Origin of the sequence: Pseudomonas citronellolis (genome assembly GCF_900112375.1) — a bacterium.
GTDB classification, from domain to species: domain Bacteria; phylum Pseudomonadota; class Gammaproteobacteria; order Pseudomonadales; family Pseudomonadaceae; genus Pseudomonas; species Pseudomonas citronellolis.
The window spans coordinates 17,751-32,881 of record NZ_FOLS01000034.1 but is presented as its reverse complement, the minus strand read 5'-3'; the positions used below and the strand labels follow the sequence as shown (position 1 = coordinate 32,881).

Sequence of the window (15,131 nt, the reverse complement as noted above, 5' to 3'; positions counted from 1 at the left end):
CGTGGGTGAACTCAGTCGCCGAAGCGCCCTTCGATGCGCTCGGCGCGGAACTCCAGGGTGCTGGCGCGGTAGCCCGGGCGCAGCGCCGGCAGCGGCAGGCAGTCGCTCCAGGCATCGCCGCCGAGCAGCGCGCCGGGGCCGCGGTAGCGCGGCGCCTCGTAGAGGTTCTCGGCCAGGTCCGTGGTGTCGCCGGGGCGGTAGGCGGCGACCTTCCAGCGCAGTTCCAGCAGCGGTGCGTCGCTGCCGTTCTTCAGGTCGACGCGCAGCGGGCGGTCGGCCGGGCACAGCGTCGGCGCGTAGCGGATGCGCAGTTCCAGGCGTTCCAGGCGGCGCTGGTCGAGGCTGTCCTGCCAGATCGCCAGGGCCACCACCAGGCCCAGGCCGACCAGGGCCGCGGCCGAGATCGGCAGGGCGCGAGCGGGGTAGCGCAGCAGGAGGATGATCCAGGTGACGATGAGGAGGATGCCGAAGAACATGGATGCGTCCGGGGTGGGCCTGGGCAGCAGCCTAGCAAATCCGCCGCTTCTCGAACGATTCCGATACGCGCTGGCGACCTGGGTCAAGGTTGCGCGGATTTGGTGCGCCGGGCGCTGCCTTCTGCCTCGAAAAGCCGCATAATGCACATTTGAGCAGGCACGCGGCGGCATATTTCCCATAGGAAGTGTGCATTCTGAACATTTATCGATGTTCGTCATGCTCAAAAGTTTCCGCGTCGTTCCCCGTCGGCTTTTCCGGCCCGCTCCTTGCTCCAGGCCGACAGACACCCCATCCACCTCGCGGAGACATCCATGAGTTCCCCCAGTGAATTCCCCCTGAGCGCCACGCCCAGGGAAGGGCGCAAAGGGCTGCTGCCCATCGCCATGGTCCTGTTCAGCTTCACCTTCTTCACCGGCACCATGTTCGCCGGCGGCAAGATCGGCATGGCCTTCGACTTCGTCGACATGCTCTGGGTCGCCGTCGTCGGCAACACGCTGCTGGCCGTCTACGCCGCCGCCCTGGGCCTGATCGCCTCGCGCAGCGGGCTGAACACCGTGCTCATGGGGCGCTTCTGCTTCGGCGAGCGCGGCAGCAAACTCTCCGACTTCCTGCTCGGTTTCGCCGAGCTGGGCTGGTACGCCTGGGGCACCGCCACCGTGGCCATCGTGCTGGTGAAGATGCTGGCCCTGCCGGGCTGGCTGACCATCCCGCTGATGGTGCTGTTCGGCCTGGGCTTCAGCATCACCGCGATCATCGGCTTCAAGGGCCTGGACCTGCTGTCGCGGGTGTCGGTGCCGTTGATGTTCGTGCTGCTGGTGGCCTCGATGGTCATCGCCACCCACAAGGCCGGCGGCTGGGCCGGGCTGCTGGCGGTGCAGCCGAGCACCGGCATGACCTTCTCGGCCGCCGTGACCATGGTCTTCGGCACCTTCGCCAGCGGCGCCACCCAGGCCACCAACTGGACGCGCATGGCCCGCAGCGGGCGCATCGCCGTGGCCGCCAGCGTCATCAGCTTCCTCGTCGGCAACGGCCTGATGATCGTCGCCGGCGCCTGGTGCGCCATCGTCTACCAGAACGCCGACATCGTCGAAGTCATGGTCCTGCAGGGCCTGTCGTTCGCCGCGGTGATCATGCTCTGCCTGAACCTGTGGACCATCCAGGGCCCGACCATCTACAACGTCTCCGCCGCGGCCTGCCACCTGGTGCGCAGCGAGCGCCGGCGCAGCATGACGCTGCTCGCCGCGGGCGTGGGCATCATCCTGGCCATCGGCGGCATGTACGAGTGGCTGATTCCCTTCCTGGTGCTGCTGGGCTCGATCATCCCGCCGCTGGGCGGGGTGATCATGGCCGACTTCTGGCACCGTCACCGCGGCAACTACCCGGCGCTGGTCGGCCCGCACATCCCGGCGTTCAACGTCGCCGGCCTGGTGTCCTACGCCGTGGGCGCGGCGCTGGCCTATGCCTCGCCGTGGATAGCCCCGCTGGTGGGCATCGGCGCATCGGCGGCCTGCTACATCGTGCTCGGCGAAATCGCCCGCGCCCGCGCCGGCGTGGCGGAGCCGCGCGCTTGAGCCTGAGCGTCGAGGAAATCCTTCGCCTGCCGGGCCTGGAGACACTGACCCTGCGGGCCGGCGCACGCAACCTGCAGCGCAGCGTGCGCTGGTCCTACGTGGCGGAGAACGAAGGCATCGCCGAGTGGGTGATGGGGGGTGAGCTGGTATTCGTCACCGGTATCAACCACCCGCGCGACGAGGCCAACCTGCTGCGCCTGGCCCGCGAGGGCATCGCCAGCGGCATCGCCGGGCTGGTGATCCTCACCGGCGACGAGTTCATCCAGCGCATCCCCGATGCGCTGGTGGCGCTGGCCGAGGCCGAGGGCCTGCCGCTGATCGAGCAGCCCTACGCGCTGAAGATGGTGATCGTCACCCACCTGATCGGCACGGCCCTGGTGCAGATGACCCAGGTGAAGCACTCGCGGCGCGACATCCTCGGCCAGTTGCTCAGCGGCGACTGCCCGAGCCTGGCCATCGTCCGCCGCCGCGCCGAGCACCTGCAACTGCCGCTGGACGCGCCACGGCGTCTGGTGGCGCTGCGCCTGGCCGGCATCGACGGGCTGTTCCGCGAGCACGTCCCGGAGGAGGCCGAGCGCCGCCTGCACCTGTACCGCCAGCAGTTGCTCGACCGCCTGGAGGACTGGCAGCGCAACCTGCCGGACGTTCTGCCGACCATCGTCCAGGGCGACCTGTTCGTGCTGCTGCTGGCCGACTGCGAGCAGGCCTGCGGGCGCGACGCCCTGCAAGGGCTGGCGGCGACCCTGGCGCGGGAGCTGCCGTTGCGCGCCTACCTCGGCCTGTCGGCGCCCGCCGCGGATTGCGCCGATTTCCCCCGCGCGCTGCTGCAGGCGCGCCAGGCGCTGGAGGTGGCCGAGGGCCTGCGCCCGCCGGGCGGCCTCTGCGACTACCGCGAGCTGGGCGTGCTGCGCCTGCTGCGGGCCATTCCCGATCGCACGGTGATCGAGCAGTTCCTCCACGACACCCTCGGCGCCCTGCTGGTGCCCGGGCGCAAGCAGCCGCAGCTGCTGGTCGACACCCTCGACGCCCTGCTCCAGGAGGGCGGCAACGCCTTGCGCGCCGCCCAGCGCCTGGGCATCCACCGCAACACCCTGAACCAGCGGATCGCGCGCATCGAGTCGTTGAGCGGCCAGTCCCTCGACGACCCGCAGTTCCGCCTGAACGCATCCATGGCGCTGCTCATCCGCCGCATGTCCAGCGCCCAGCCTGAGGAGCCACGCTAATGAAGATCGTCAACGCCAAGCTGCGCAAGCAAACCGGCCTGTTCACCATCCGCTGCGCGGGCGAGACCATCGCCGAGGTGCTGCCCCAGGCGGCAAGCGTCGTCGCCGCGGCCGAGGACCTCGACGCCGCCGGGCAACTGGTGATCGCGCCACTGGTGGAGCCGCACATCCACCTCGACGCCACCCTCACCGCCGGCGAGCCGGAATGGAACATGAGCGGCACCCTGTTCGAGGGCATCGAGCGCTGGGCGCAGCGCAAGGAAACCATCACGCACGAAGACACCAAGGCCCGCGCCCACACCACCATCCGCATGCTGGCCGCCCACGGCATCCAGCACGTGCGCACCCACGTGGACGTCACCGATCCCACGCTGGCCGCGCTCAAGGCGATGTTGGAAGTGAAGGAGGAGGCGAAGCACCTGGTGGACCTGCAGATCGTCGCCTTCCCGCAGGAGGGCATCGAGTCCTACGAGGGCGGCCGCGGGCTGATGGAAGAGGCGATCCGCCTGGGCGCGGACGTGGTCGGTGGCATCCCGCATTTCGAGAACACCCGCGAGCAGGGCGTCAGTTCGATCAAGTTCCTCATGGACCTGGCCGAGCGCAGCGGCTGCCTGGTGGACGTGCACTGCGACGAGACCGACGATCCCAATTCGCGCTTCCTCGAAGTGCTGGCTGAAGAGGCGCGGGTGCGTGGCATGGGGGCGCGGGTCACCGCCAGCCATACCACGGCGATGGGTTCCTACGACAACGCCTATTGCTCGAAGCTGTTCCGCCTGCTCAAGCGTTCGGGCATCAGCTTCGTTTCCTGCCCGACCGAGAGCATTCACCTGCAGGGGCGCTTCGACAGCTTCCCGAAACGCCGCGGTGTGACCCGCGTGGCGGAGATCGACCGCGCCGGGATGAACGTGTGCTTCGGCCAGGATTCGATCAAGGACCCGTGGTACCCGCTGGGCAACGGCAACATCCTGCGCGTGCTCGATGCCGGCCTGCACATCTGCCACATGATGGGTTTCGAGGACCTGCAGCGCAGCCTCGACCTGGTCACCGACAACAGCGCCCGCGCGCTGAACCTGGGCGAGCGCTACGGCATCGCCGCCGGCCGCCCGGCCAACCTGCTGGTGCTGGGCGTGGACAGCGACTACGAGGCAGTGCGCCAGCAGACCAAGGCGCTGTACTCGATCCGCCACGGCCGCGTGCTGATGCGCCGCGCGCCGGAAAGTGTGGAGTTGCTGGAAGGCTGATACCGGGATACCTGTAGGAGCGGGCCCTGCCCGCGATTTCGCGCGCAGGGCGCGCTCCTACAGGGGAATGGCGTGGGTGGGGCGGCGTAGGAGCGGATCTCATCCGCGAATCGCGCCTATACGCCCGGCTATCGCGGACGGAGTCCGCTCCTACGCCTGTGCTTCCCGGGAACCGTTGGCGTTATGTTCTCTGCTGTAGGAGCGGGCCCTGCCCGCGATTCGCGCGCAGGGCGCGCTCCTACAGGGGAGTGGCGTGGGTGGGGCGGCGTAGGAGCGGATCTTATCCGCGATCCGAGCCGGTACGCCCGGCTATCGCGGACAAGGTTCGGGCGAGCACGGCTTCTTGTAGGAGCGAGCTTGCTCGCGAACGGCTTCGCTGCGGGGCTGGTTCGCGAGCAAGCTCGCTCCTACGAAGAGCCTCCCGGGGTGGCCGGCAAGGCAGCCCCGTAGGATGGGTTGAGCGAAGCGATACCCATCGCCATGGCAGCATGGGTTTCGCAAGCTCAACCCATCCTACGAAAAGCATTTCGGCGCAATGGGATCTGCGCACAAAGAAAAACCCCCAGGCACATGGCCTGGGGGCGATTGGCATCGATGGGGAGACGCCGTCCTTCAACTAGCGAGCGGCTACCTGCGCGCGGATGCCGCTCTCTTCGGTTCGACCGTAGACGTCTTCCAGACGTTCGATGTCGTCTTCGCCCAGGTAGCTGCCGGACTGCACTTCGATGATCTCCAGCGGGATCTTGCCGGGGTTGGCCAGGCGGTGCACCGAGGCGATGGGGATGTAGGTGGACTGGTTCTCGGTGAGCAGGAACACCTTTTCGTCGCAGGTCACCTGGGCGGTGCCGGAGACCACGATCCAGTGCTCGGCGCGGTGGTGGTGCATCTGCAGCGAGAGCTGCGCGCCGGGCTTGACGGTGATGTGCTTGACCTGGAAGCGGCCGCCCATGTCCACCGAGTCGTAGCTGCCCCAGGGGCGGTACACGGCGCAGTGGTTCTGGGTTTCGCTGCGGCCGGCGGCGTCCAGTTCGTTGACCACTTTCTTCACGTCCTGCACGTGGTCGCGGTGGGCGATCATCATGGCGTCCTTGGTTTCCACCACGACGATGTCGTCCAGGCCGACCACCGAGACCAGCTTGCCGTTGCCGTGCACCAGGCAGTTGCGGCTGTCGTGCACCAGCACGTCGCCCTTGGTGACGTTGCCGTTGGCGTCCTTGTCGTGCACTTCCCAGATCGACGACCAGCTGCCGACGTCGTTCCAGCCGGCGGCCAGGGGCACCACGCAGGCGCGCTGGGTCTTTTCCATCACCGCGTAGTCGATGGAGTTGTCCGGGCAGCATTCGAAGGTGGCCGGGTCGATGTTGACCACCTCGCCCTCGTGCTGGCTGCGCTCCAGGGCCAGCAGGCAGGTGTCGTAGATGTCGGCGTCGTGGCGCTTGAGTTCTTCCAGGAAGCGGCTGGCGCGGAACAGGAACATGCCGCTGTTCCAGTAGTGCCCGCCTTCCTCGACGAACTGGCGGGCGCGGACCTCGTCGGGTTTCTCGATGAAGCGCTCGACCCGCGCGACGCCACCGGGCAGCTTGTCGTCGGCGTTGGCGCGGATGTAGCCGTAGCCGGTTTCCGGGCGGCTGGCGGGTACGCCGAAGAGCACCATCTCACCCTTCTCGGCGGCCACGGTGGCCAGGGCCAGGGCGCGCTGGAAGGCGCGCGGGTCTTCCAGCACGTGGTCGGCCGGCAGCACCAGCAGCAGTTCGTCACGGCCTTCGGCGACCAGCTTCATGGCGGCGATGGCCACGGCCGGGGCGGTGTTGCGGCCGAAGGGTTCGAGCAGGATGCCCTGGGTCTTGAGCTTCAGTTGTTCGAGCTGTTCCTGGAGGATGAAGCGGTGTTCCTTGTTGCTCACCACCAGCGGCGGCTCCATGCCTTCGAAGGCCAGGCGCTCGAGGGTCTGCTGGAACAGCGTGTGCTCGCCGGCCAGGGCCAGGAACTGCTTGGGATACAGCTTGCGGGAAAGGGGCCAGAGTCGCGAGCCGCTACCACCGGAAAGAATGACGGGAATCATGTGGGGTTTCTCCTTAAAGCGTTCATGCGTTCTGTGGGGCGCCGGGCGCCGTTACCGTTTCGGGTGACCTCTCCGTGCGGGCCGTCTTGGCAGCTCGCTGGTTTTTTCTGCCGGTGTGGCCGGTCTTTTTGTGGTGTTCTTTTGGGTGATTTGGTGTGGGGGGCGTTAAGAGCCCCTCTCCCCAGCCCTCTCCCTGAAGGGAGAGGGGGTTGTTCGGCGTGAAGGGGCGCCACCTCGCTCGCCGGCTTGCGCGGAGCTTTCCGCTTGCACGGATAGCTCCCTCTCCCTTCAGGGAGAGGGCGGGGGGAGAGGGCTAGGGCTTCGCGCCGGGGTGTCATGGAGTGAGCCTCAATCCGCCTTCACCGGCCGCTTGACCCACACCGGCGACAGCTTGCCGCCCTCGCCGGTGACGTACAGGCACACCACCTCGCCGCGTTCCAGGGTGACGGGCTTCAGGTCGCTGACCTTCTTGCCGCCCTCGAACAGCGCCAGGTTCACCTTCACCGGGTTGATCTCGCGGTCGCCGTGGCTTTGCGGGGCGACGTTGCCGACCACTTCGGTCTTGCCGTCGGCGGTCTTCAGGGTCAGCGCCTGGCCGCTGAGGTTCTGCACCCGCACCAGGGCCTTCTGCTTGTTCTTGAAGGGCGGCTCGGGCACCAGCCTGGGCTGGCCGCCGGGCTGGCTGACCAGGGTGTAGTAGGCGTCCGGGTCGAGTTTCACCGGCAGGCTCTGGCTGCCGACCTTGGCGGTGTAGTTGCCCGGCGGGAGGAACTTGAAGTCGCTGGAGCCCAGGGGTGACACGTCGTTGAGCTGGGCGTTGCCGACGCTCACCGAGAGCTCGCTGTTGCCGGCGTTGTAGGCCCGCACGAAGGCCGAACCCTTGGGCGCCTGCGGGCCGTAGAGCGCGGCTTCGCCGGCGTGGGCGCCGAAGGCGGCCAGGCCCAGGGCCAGTGCCAGGGCGGGGGATTTCCAGCCGAGGGTCTTGGAACGAGTCATGGGGTGTACCTCCGTCTTCACTTTTTCATGGGGCGCGCTGGCGCCCTTGGCGTGGCGCTCAGTGCGCCGCGGTCAGGCCCGGCGGGTTGGCCGCCAGGCGTTCGTCACGGTTGCCGGCCGCGCGCAGCTGGGCCAGCCAGTTCGCATCGAACTGGCTGAGGTCGCTGTGCATCGGCAGGTAGCGTTCGGGGAATTCCCACACCAGCAGGCGCGGCGGCTTCTGCTGGAAGCCCGGGTCCTTGAGCAGTTCGAGCATGGGTTCGAGGGGGCCCTTGCCTTCCTTGGCGTAGTTGATCAGGTCGGTGGACAGCGCCTGCTTGAGCGCGCCGGCGAAGTTCCAGTGCGGGTTGGCGCTGTAGCTGGTGCCCACCAGGGCCACCTGCGGCTCGGCGTTGTCGCCGAACAGGTCGCCGCCGGCCGCCGCGTTGTCTTCGGCCGGGTGGGTCTGGCGCGCCTGCAGCTGGTCCGGCGCCGGCAGCAGTTCGCTGAACAGCGGGTCCAGGGGCAGGAAGGTCAGCAGGTCGCCCTTGTGCGGCGTGGCCTTGCTGGCGTCGGTGATGAAGGTCTGCTGCGGCAGGTCGAGGTTCTGCCCCTCGCGGATGCTCTGGGCCAGGCGCTGGGCCACGGCCTCGGCGCCCAGCGGCGTCCAGTGGGTGTCGGTGCGCAGGAACACCTGGCCGTTGTCCTTGGCCTGCTCCAGGGTGTCCAGCAGCTTGGGCGCGGCCATGCCGGCCTGGCGCGCGCGCTGCAGGAATTCGTCGTACAGGCCGACGTGCAGCTGGGCCGGCTGTTCCTTGCCGATGTACTCGGGGTAGATGCGCGCCTTGGCCGGGATGATCGCCAGCACCAGCTTCACGCCGCGGCGTTCCAGCTCCTGCTGCACGCCGCGCACCAGGGCCCAGTTGTCGTCCAGCTGGGTCTGGCTGGGCGCCGGCTTGAATTCCTCGTCGGTGTACAGCCAGCCGTCCTTGCCGATCACCACGCCCGGGCGGCCTTCGTCGAACAGGGCGTAGTCCAGCGCGGCCCAGAGGTTGGTGCCCAGGCGCTTGATGGGGAACTGGTCGTCGTAGTGGCCTTCGAAGGCGTGGGCCAGCTTGCCGTTGAGCACCGTGGTGCCCTCGGCGGCGGCGAAGCTGGGGAAGGCCTTCAGCGACCAGCCGGCCAGGCCCAGCAGTATCCCGCCGAAGGCGGCGACGTAGGCGTATTGCAGGGGTTTGCTGATTTTGGAAACGTAAGGAGTCGGTTGCATGGTCCGGCCTCGCTCAGAACTGGAAGTAGAGGAAGGGCGAGTAGCTCTGCGCCGAGAGCTTCAGCACCGAGGCGGCGAACAGCGCCAGCAGGGCCACGCGGGTGGCCAGCACGGGCAGTTGGGTGAGCCAGTGCGGGCGGTACACCGCCGCGCCGCTGCGCGAGTAGGCGATGGCCGCCGGGTCGCTCTCGGCATCCTGTGGGCTGCGCGGCTGGGCGCTGGCCGGGCCGTCGGCGGCGACGTCGTCGGTCCTGGCCGCGGCCTTGGGCGCCTTGCTCTGCAGCGGCTGGTTGTAGAACTGGCGCAGGCCGAAGACGGCCAGCACCACGTAGGCCACCACCAGGGTGCCCACCTGCAGGCCGGTGAGGCTGGCGCGGCTCTGCTCGGACAGGCTCCAGTCGCCGAAGCTGAACATGGCTGCGTACATGCGCCAGGCCACGTGCAGGTTCTCGGCGCGGAAGATCACCCAGCCGACGATCACCAGCAGGAAGGTGAAGGCCCACTTCAGCGGGTTGAGCACCCGCGGCGCGGCGTTCACGCCCAGGGCGCGCTCGATGGCAAGCCACACGCCGTGCCAGGCGCCCCAGATGATGTAGGTGACGTTGGCGCCGTGCCACAGGCCGCCCAGCAACATGGTCAGGATCAGGTTGCGGTAGGTCTGGAAGGTGCTGCCGCGGTTGCCGCCCAGGCTGATGTACAGGTAGTCGCGCAGCCAGGTGGACAGGCTGATGTGCCAGCGTCGCCAGAACTCGGTGATGGACTGGCTGATGTAGGGCTGGTTGAAGTTCTCCATGAAGCGGAAGCCCATCATCAGGCCCAGGCCGATGGCCATGTCGCTGTAGCCGGAGAAGTCGAAGTACAGCTGCGCGGTGTAGGCCAGGGCGCCGAGCCAGGCGTCGCCGGTGGTCGGGTCCTGCAGGGCGAAGCAGTGGTCGGCCAGGGCCGCCAGGGTGTCGGCGATGAACACCTTCTTGACGAAGCCCTGCATGAAGCGGGTGCAGCCTTCGGCGAACTTGTCCAGGGTGTGGGTGCGGTGGTTGAACTGGTCCACCAGGTCGCGGAAGCGCAGCACGGGGCCGGCGATCAGGTGCGGGAAGATCGCCACGAAGGCCGCGAAGTCGATGAGGTTGCGCGTGGCCGGGGTGTCGCCGCGGTAGACGTCGATGATGTAGCTGATCGACTCGAAGGTGTAGAAGCTGATGCCGATGGGCAGCAGGATGTGCGTCAGCACGAAGGGCTGCATGCCGAACGAGGTGATGATCTGGTTGAGGCTGTCGACGCCGAAGTTGGCGTACTTGAAGTAGCCCAGCACGGCCAGGTCGACCACCACGCCGAGGATCAGCCAGCGCCTGGCCGCCAGGGTGCGCACGCCGGCGGCGCCGATGCGCAGGCCGATCCAGTAGTTGAACAGGGTCACGCCGGCGAACAGGGCGAGGAAGTCCACCCGCCACCAGGCGTAGAAGACGTAGCTGGCCACCAGCAACAGCAGGTTGCGGTAGCGGTTCCCGCTCAGGTAGTACAGGCCGAGGAAGATCGGCAGGAACAGGAACAGGAACACGTTGGAAGAAAAGACCATTGCCCGTCTCGCTCTGGAGCTTCGTACCCTGGGTGGCTCCAGCCCTTCCGGCGCCGCGTGGCGCGCAAGGAAAAGGCCGGTGTCACCCGCCAGTTCCTCCCCGTTGTGTCGCTAAGGTGGTGCGCCCGCCCGGCGTCTTTTGCGCTTGGGTCGGGGGTGGCTGGGTCCGTATTCGTTGCGGGGTTCAGCCGGGTGTTTCGGTGTTGCGGGGAGGTTCTTTCCCTCTCCCTAACCCTCTCCCTGAAGGGAGAGGGGACTGTTCGGTGCAGGTGGAAACCGTTGTGTCAGCCGGCACGTACTGCTCCCTCTCCCTTCAGGGAGAGGGCTGGGGAGAGGGGGCGGGCTTGCCGGTCTGCACCCCACTCCCATTGAGCGCATCAGCTCCCGCCATTCCCCCGGTTGAACACCTTCGTCACATCCCCGCCGAGGCGGAAGCTGTTGAACGGCTCCATCTTCCTGCGCCAGTCCTGGGTCTTCGGCGCGCAGCTGTAGAGCGCGCAGTAGGGCTCCAGCCAGGCGAACTTGCTGTTTTCCTTCAGGTCGGTCATGTCCTGGTCGTTGCCGGTCCGGCGGTCGAAGTCCTGCTGGTCGTCCACCCCCTGCATCACCCTTTCGGCCAGGCGCTGCAGGGCGCCGTTGTTTTCCTGGCGCAGGTCCACGCCGTTGACCTGGGCGAAGGCGGCGATCATCGCCAGCGGCGGCAGGCTGTAGTTGTGGTAGGACAGGGCGCGCTGGCGGCGCTTGAGTTCGTTGGGCAGGTAGCCCTGGGCGTCGACCTGGCTGGCCGCCACCTTGAATTCGCGCACCGACCAGTCGAACAGGTCGCGGCGGTTGGTCACCACGGCGGTGGACATCACCGACCAGGCCGCCCAGTAGCTGTGGTTGTTGATCTTCTTCAGCGGCAGGTTGCTCCAGTCGCTGACCACCTGGGTGCCGAGCTTGCCGAACCACTGTTCGATCTGCGCCGCCTGCTGCGGGTAGGCCGCCAGCGGACGGCTGCTGGAGAACTTCAGGCGCAGGTAGGACGAGGACAGGCTGCCCAGGGCCCATTTGCGCATGGACTTGCCGGTGTGGTTGAAGTCGGCGCTTTCCAGGGCGTCGGCCCGGGCCCAGGTGGTCAGCCAGTTCAGCGCGCAGTCCAGGTCGCCCTTGTGGCCGCTGCGCATGTACTGGGTGATCAGCTTGGTGGTGCCGCGCTCCATCTCGGTGATGTCCTTGATCTGCTCGCGGAACTTGCCCTCGGCGGCGACGTTGAGGGTGGCGCGCGCCGAGTCCGAACCCTCGTACTTGCTGGTGAACTGCAGCGAGCCGGTGTAGGGCGCGGGCACCGCCGGGCAGCTGTCGGCGTCGCCCTTGCGCTCGCCGACCGCGGCGAAGTAGCCCGGCGGCGGCACCAGGTCGGCGGCCTGGCTGCTCTGCCCGTAGAGGGCGCCGAGGCTGCTCAGGGCCATGGCCGGCCACAGCAGGCGCAGGCCCTTGTTGCGGGAAAGTCGCTGGATGGACATGGGGTTACCTCCCGGCCACGGTACTGGCGGTGGCCTTGATCTGCGGGGTCTGGCACAGCTTCGCCTCGACCTCGAGGCCGGCCGGCATGTCGTCCGGCGCCTCGATCTCCAGGGAGAGGAACTGCTGGTCCGGCCAGTCCTCGTCGTTGCGCAGTTCGAAGACGTAGCGCCCGCCGGTGTCGACGGCCTTGGACTGCTCGATCTTCAGCTGCTCGCGGCGGCCGTTCATGTACCAGACGGTGTTCTTCAGCTCGTGGATGCCCGGGTCGCTGTAGGTGACGTCGGCGGTGTAGCTGCCGCTGCGGATCGGCAGCGCGCCGCTGTTGAGCAGCACCTCGTTGCGCCCGGCGTGCAGCTTGACCTTGCGGCTGAGCACGGCCTTCTGGTCCGCGCAGCCGTTGGCCACCAGGGGCATGGCCTGGCGGTAGAAGCTCTTCTGCGCCATGTCGTAGTGGGTGGCGAATTCCCAGACCAGGATCTTCGGCGGCTTGTCGTGGAATTCCTTGCTGGTCAGATAGGCCAGCAGCGAGCTGTCGAAGCCGCCGCCGGAGACGGCGTTGTTGAGGATGTCGACCTTGCCGTACTGCTCCAGGAAGCCGACGAAGTTGTACGCCGGGCCGCTGTTGGAGGTGCCGACCACCGCCACCTGCGGGTCGCCGCCGTCGCCGAACAGGTCGCCGCCGCCGCTGTCGCCCACCGGCTCGGTCTCGAAGCGGTCGACGTACTGCGGCGCGTAGCTGCTGCCGCACAGTTGTGCGGCGGCCTTGTGGAAGGTGCCGAGCTTGGACAGCAGGCCCACGCGCTTGCTTTCGAATTCCTTCTTCGGGATGTCCGCGTAGGCGGGCATCTCTTTCAGGGTTTCGGCGGCGATCTTCGCGCTGCGCATGGCGCCGTAGGGCGTCCAGTGGTGGTCGCCCTTGAAGTAGTAGGGGTGGGCTTCCTTCTCGTCGAACAGCGGCGAGAAGTCCGGGGTGTGGATGCCGGCCTCGCGGAACTTGGCGATGGTCGCCAGGTAGTTCTTCTTCGCCAGTTCGTAGTTGAACGCGGCCTTCTCCTCGGGGGTGAGCTTCTCGCGGTTGATGAGGCCGCGGGTGGGTTGGTAGACCACCATCAGCTCGACGCCGCGGCGCTGCAACGCCTCGTTCAGCGCCTTGAGTTCGCGCCAGCCCTCGGGCGTGGTGCCGAAGTCGGTGCGCAGGTCGTAGGTGGTGCGGAACAGCCAGTCTTCCTGGGCCGGCACCAGGTGGGTGAAGAAGCCCAGGTACTTGGTGTTGTAGGCCTTGTCGTCGGCCGCGGCCGGGCACAGGCCGGCGGCGGGCAGGGCGCTGTAGGTCGGCGCGCCGGCGGCGTCGGCGGCGCCCGCAGCAAGAATACCGTGGGCCAGCAGCAGGCCGGCGGCCAGAGTCGACAGGCGCAGCAGACGATGGGGGCGGATGGTCATGGTACGGGTCCTCAATTCTGCAGTTCGGCCTGGCTTTCCACGGGGTCGATCAGCACGGCGCGCTGCTGGCGTACGAGCAGGTCGAGGATCTGGTCCTGCTTCTCGCCGAGCACGCCGTTGAAGCTGATGCCCGAGGATTTGGTCGGGCCGAGCATGGCCACCTTGTAGAGTTCCAGCGACAGCGGCGAGTCCACCGACAGCGGCCCGGAACCGTTGCCCACCAGCTTGCCGCCGACCACGATGAGCGACACCTTGGTGTCGAAGGGGTCGAGGTCGATGTTGCGGTCGGTGTTGGACAGGTCCTTGATGTGCCCGTACACGCCGATCAGCTTGTTGCCGGCGGCGAGGTTCTCGTACAGGCGGATGTTCACGCTGTTGCGGATGCGGATGCCGTGGCGCCGGTTGCCCAGCACCTGGTTGCCGTAGATCAGGTTGTCGCCGCTCTCGTACAGCGTGATGCCGTCGGAGTGGTTGCGGTACACCTCGTTGTAGGCCACCAGGTTGCGCTCGGAATTACGGTCCAGGACGATCCCGGAGAGGTGGTTGTCGTAGGTCTTGTTGTGGAAGATCCAGCTGTCGTTGACCTCGCGCGAGACGATGATGCCGTGCTTCTTCTTCGTCCCGTGCACGGTGTTCTCGGCGATGATCAGGCGGTGCGAGCGGTCGTGCGGGTCGATGCCGTAGATGACGTTGTCGCGGTAGGTGTTGCCGCGCACCACCAGGTCGTCGGCCTCGTAGCAGTAGAAGCCGTACCAGTTGTCGACGAAGGTCGAGCCGATCACCCAGCCCTTGGGCCGCGGGCGCTTCATGGTCTTGTCCATGCCCGGGCTGTACTGCGAGATGGAGATGCCGTAGGCCTTGGAGGCGTTGTAGCCGAAGCTTTGGAAGGTGCTGTCGACCAGGTAGGCCTCGGCGCCGCCCCAGGAGATCAGGAAGGGGCGGAACTCGTTGGGGCTCTTGAACCAGGCCGGCTCGCCTTTCGCCTCGTTCCAGGCGGTGACCTTGGTGTCGCGGATGAACAGCTTGCCGTCGTTGACCAGGAAGGCGCCGCGGTCCTGGGACAGGCGCAGTTCCTTGACCTTGCCGTCGACCTCCAGGGTCGCGCCCTGGCTGACCACGATGGGCAGGCGGGCGACGTACACGCCGGGCTCGACCTGCTCCAGCGCCTTGCCGAGCTTGCCGGCCAGCTGCGCGAGGTTGACGTAGCCGCCCTCGATGAAGATCGCCTGGGGCATCTGCCGCTGGCGCTTGACCCACTCGGCCAGGCGGTTCTGCCCGCCGGTGAACTCCTTCAGCGGCTGCTGTTGCACCATGCGCTGCACCACGGCCTTGCCGCCGGGCTTGCGCACGATCTTCTTCGCCACCGCCTCGGCGGTGTAGCCGGAGAGGTCGGGCAGCTTCGGCGGGTCCAGGTGCAGCGGGCCCTCGGGCAGCGCGGTGACCGTGTAGTTGCCGGTTTCCTTGAGGCCCTGGACGTGGCCGGGCTGGTTGGCCGGCGAGGGTTGCTCGCTGGCCTCGGCGTCCTTGGCGTTGGCCGCCGGGGTCGAGGCCCAGGCGGGGCCCGTGGCGACCAGCAGGCCGCCGAGCAGCAGGGCGGCCAGGGGTAGCGGATGGCGGTTCATGGTGGGTTCTCCCTGTGGGCGTGGAGCCGCGAGCCGCTGGGCCCCCGCGTGCGCGGGAGTGACGGTTGCCGGACGGGGGATTCGAGCCCCCGCGCTCCCCGTGCCCGTTCGCACGCGGGAGGGTTTTTCCGTCATCCCCGCGAACGCGGGGAACCAGTGACTGCCAGC

The 15,131-nt window shown here is 67.7% G+C and carries 11 protein-coding genes; 3 read left to right on the top strand and 8 right to left on the bottom strand.

All coding sequences use genetic code 11. The features are described from left to right. Window positions 1–11 precede the first annotated feature (11 nt). Window positions 12–476: a hypothetical protein gene (locus BM060_RS26290; protein WP_009616075.1), complete on the bottom strand. Its 465-nt coding sequence runs from the start codon at window positions 474–476 to the stop codon at window positions 12–14. Between the two features lie 312 nt (window positions 477–788). Here BM060_RS26290 and codB point away from each other — a divergent pair, with 312 nt between their 5' ends. The 3 genes from codB to codA are packed head-to-tail and all read left to right on the top strand — an operon-like array spanning window position 789 to window position 4,512. Next, the gene (gene codB, locus BM060_RS26285; protein WP_074984597.1) at window positions 789–2,048 is read left to right on the top strand and encodes a cytosine permease; all 1,260 of its coding nucleotides are present in this window, start codon (window positions 789–791) and stop codon (window positions 2,046–2,048) included. Continuing rightward, entirely contained in the window at window positions 2,045–3,271 is a 1,227-nt protein-coding gene (locus BM060_RS26280; protein WP_074984595.1) for a PucR family transcriptional regulator, read from the top strand. Before codB ends, BM060_RS26280 begins: the two co-directional genes overlap by 4 nt. After that, window positions 3,271–4,512 (top strand): cytosine deaminase, encoded by a 1,242-nt coding sequence (codA, locus tag BM060_RS26275; RefSeq protein ID WP_074984593.1) that lies wholly within the window; start codon window positions 3,271–3,273, stop codon window positions 4,510–4,512. Before BM060_RS26280 ends, codA begins: the two co-directional genes overlap by 1 nt. Before the next feature lie 616 nt (window positions 4,513–5,128). Here codA and BM060_RS26270 read toward each other — a convergent pair. The 7 genes from BM060_RS26270 to algG form a co-directional block, all read right to left on the bottom strand. Beyond that, on the bottom strand, window positions 5,129–6,574 hold the full coding sequence (locus BM060_RS26270; protein ID WP_074984591.1) for a mannose-1-phosphate guanylyltransferase/mannose-6-phosphate isomerase: 1,446 nt from the start codon (window positions 6,572–6,574) through the stop codon (window positions 5,129–5,131). 348 nt (window positions 6,575–6,922) lie between these two features. Next, window positions 6,923–7,570, bottom strand: a complete 648-nt coding sequence (gene algF / locus BM060_RS26265) for an alginate O-acetyltransferase AlgF (protein WP_009616079.1) — start codon at window positions 7,568–7,570, stop codon at window positions 6,923–6,925. A gap of 58 nt (window positions 7,571–7,628) precedes the next feature. Next, window positions 7,629–8,819: an alginate O-acetyltransferase gene (locus BM060_RS26260; RefSeq protein ID WP_083426847.1), complete on the bottom strand. Its 1,191-nt coding sequence runs from the start codon at window positions 8,817–8,819 to the stop codon at window positions 7,629–7,631. A 13-nt stretch (window positions 8,820–8,832) separates the two neighbouring features. Then, the gene (locus tag BM060_RS26255; RefSeq protein WP_074984588.1) at window positions 8,833–10,395 is read right to left on the bottom strand and encodes an MBOAT family O-acyltransferase; all 1,563 of its coding nucleotides are present in this window, start codon (window positions 10,393–10,395) and stop codon (window positions 8,833–8,835) included. Between the two features lie 377 nt (window positions 10,396–10,772). Beyond that, on the bottom strand, window positions 10,773–11,846 hold the full coding sequence (locus BM060_RS26250; protein WP_135500005.1) for a mannuronate-specific alginate lyase: 1,074 nt from the start codon (window positions 11,844–11,846) through the stop codon (window positions 10,773–10,775). A 58-nt stretch (window positions 11,847–11,904) separates the two neighbouring features. Then, complete coding sequence (locus BM060_RS26245) at window positions 11,905–13,341, bottom strand: alginate O-acetyltransferase (protein WP_074984583.1); 1,437 nt, start codon at window positions 13,339–13,341, stop codon at window positions 11,905–11,907. Between the two features lie 11 nt (window positions 13,342–13,352). Then, window positions 13,353–14,963 (bottom strand): mannuronan 5-epimerase AlgG, encoded by a 1,611-nt coding sequence (gene algG, locus BM060_RS26240; RefSeq protein ID WP_074984581.1) that lies wholly within the window; start codon window positions 14,961–14,963, stop codon window positions 13,353–13,355. Between the last annotated feature and the right edge of the window lie 168 nt (window positions 14,964–15,131).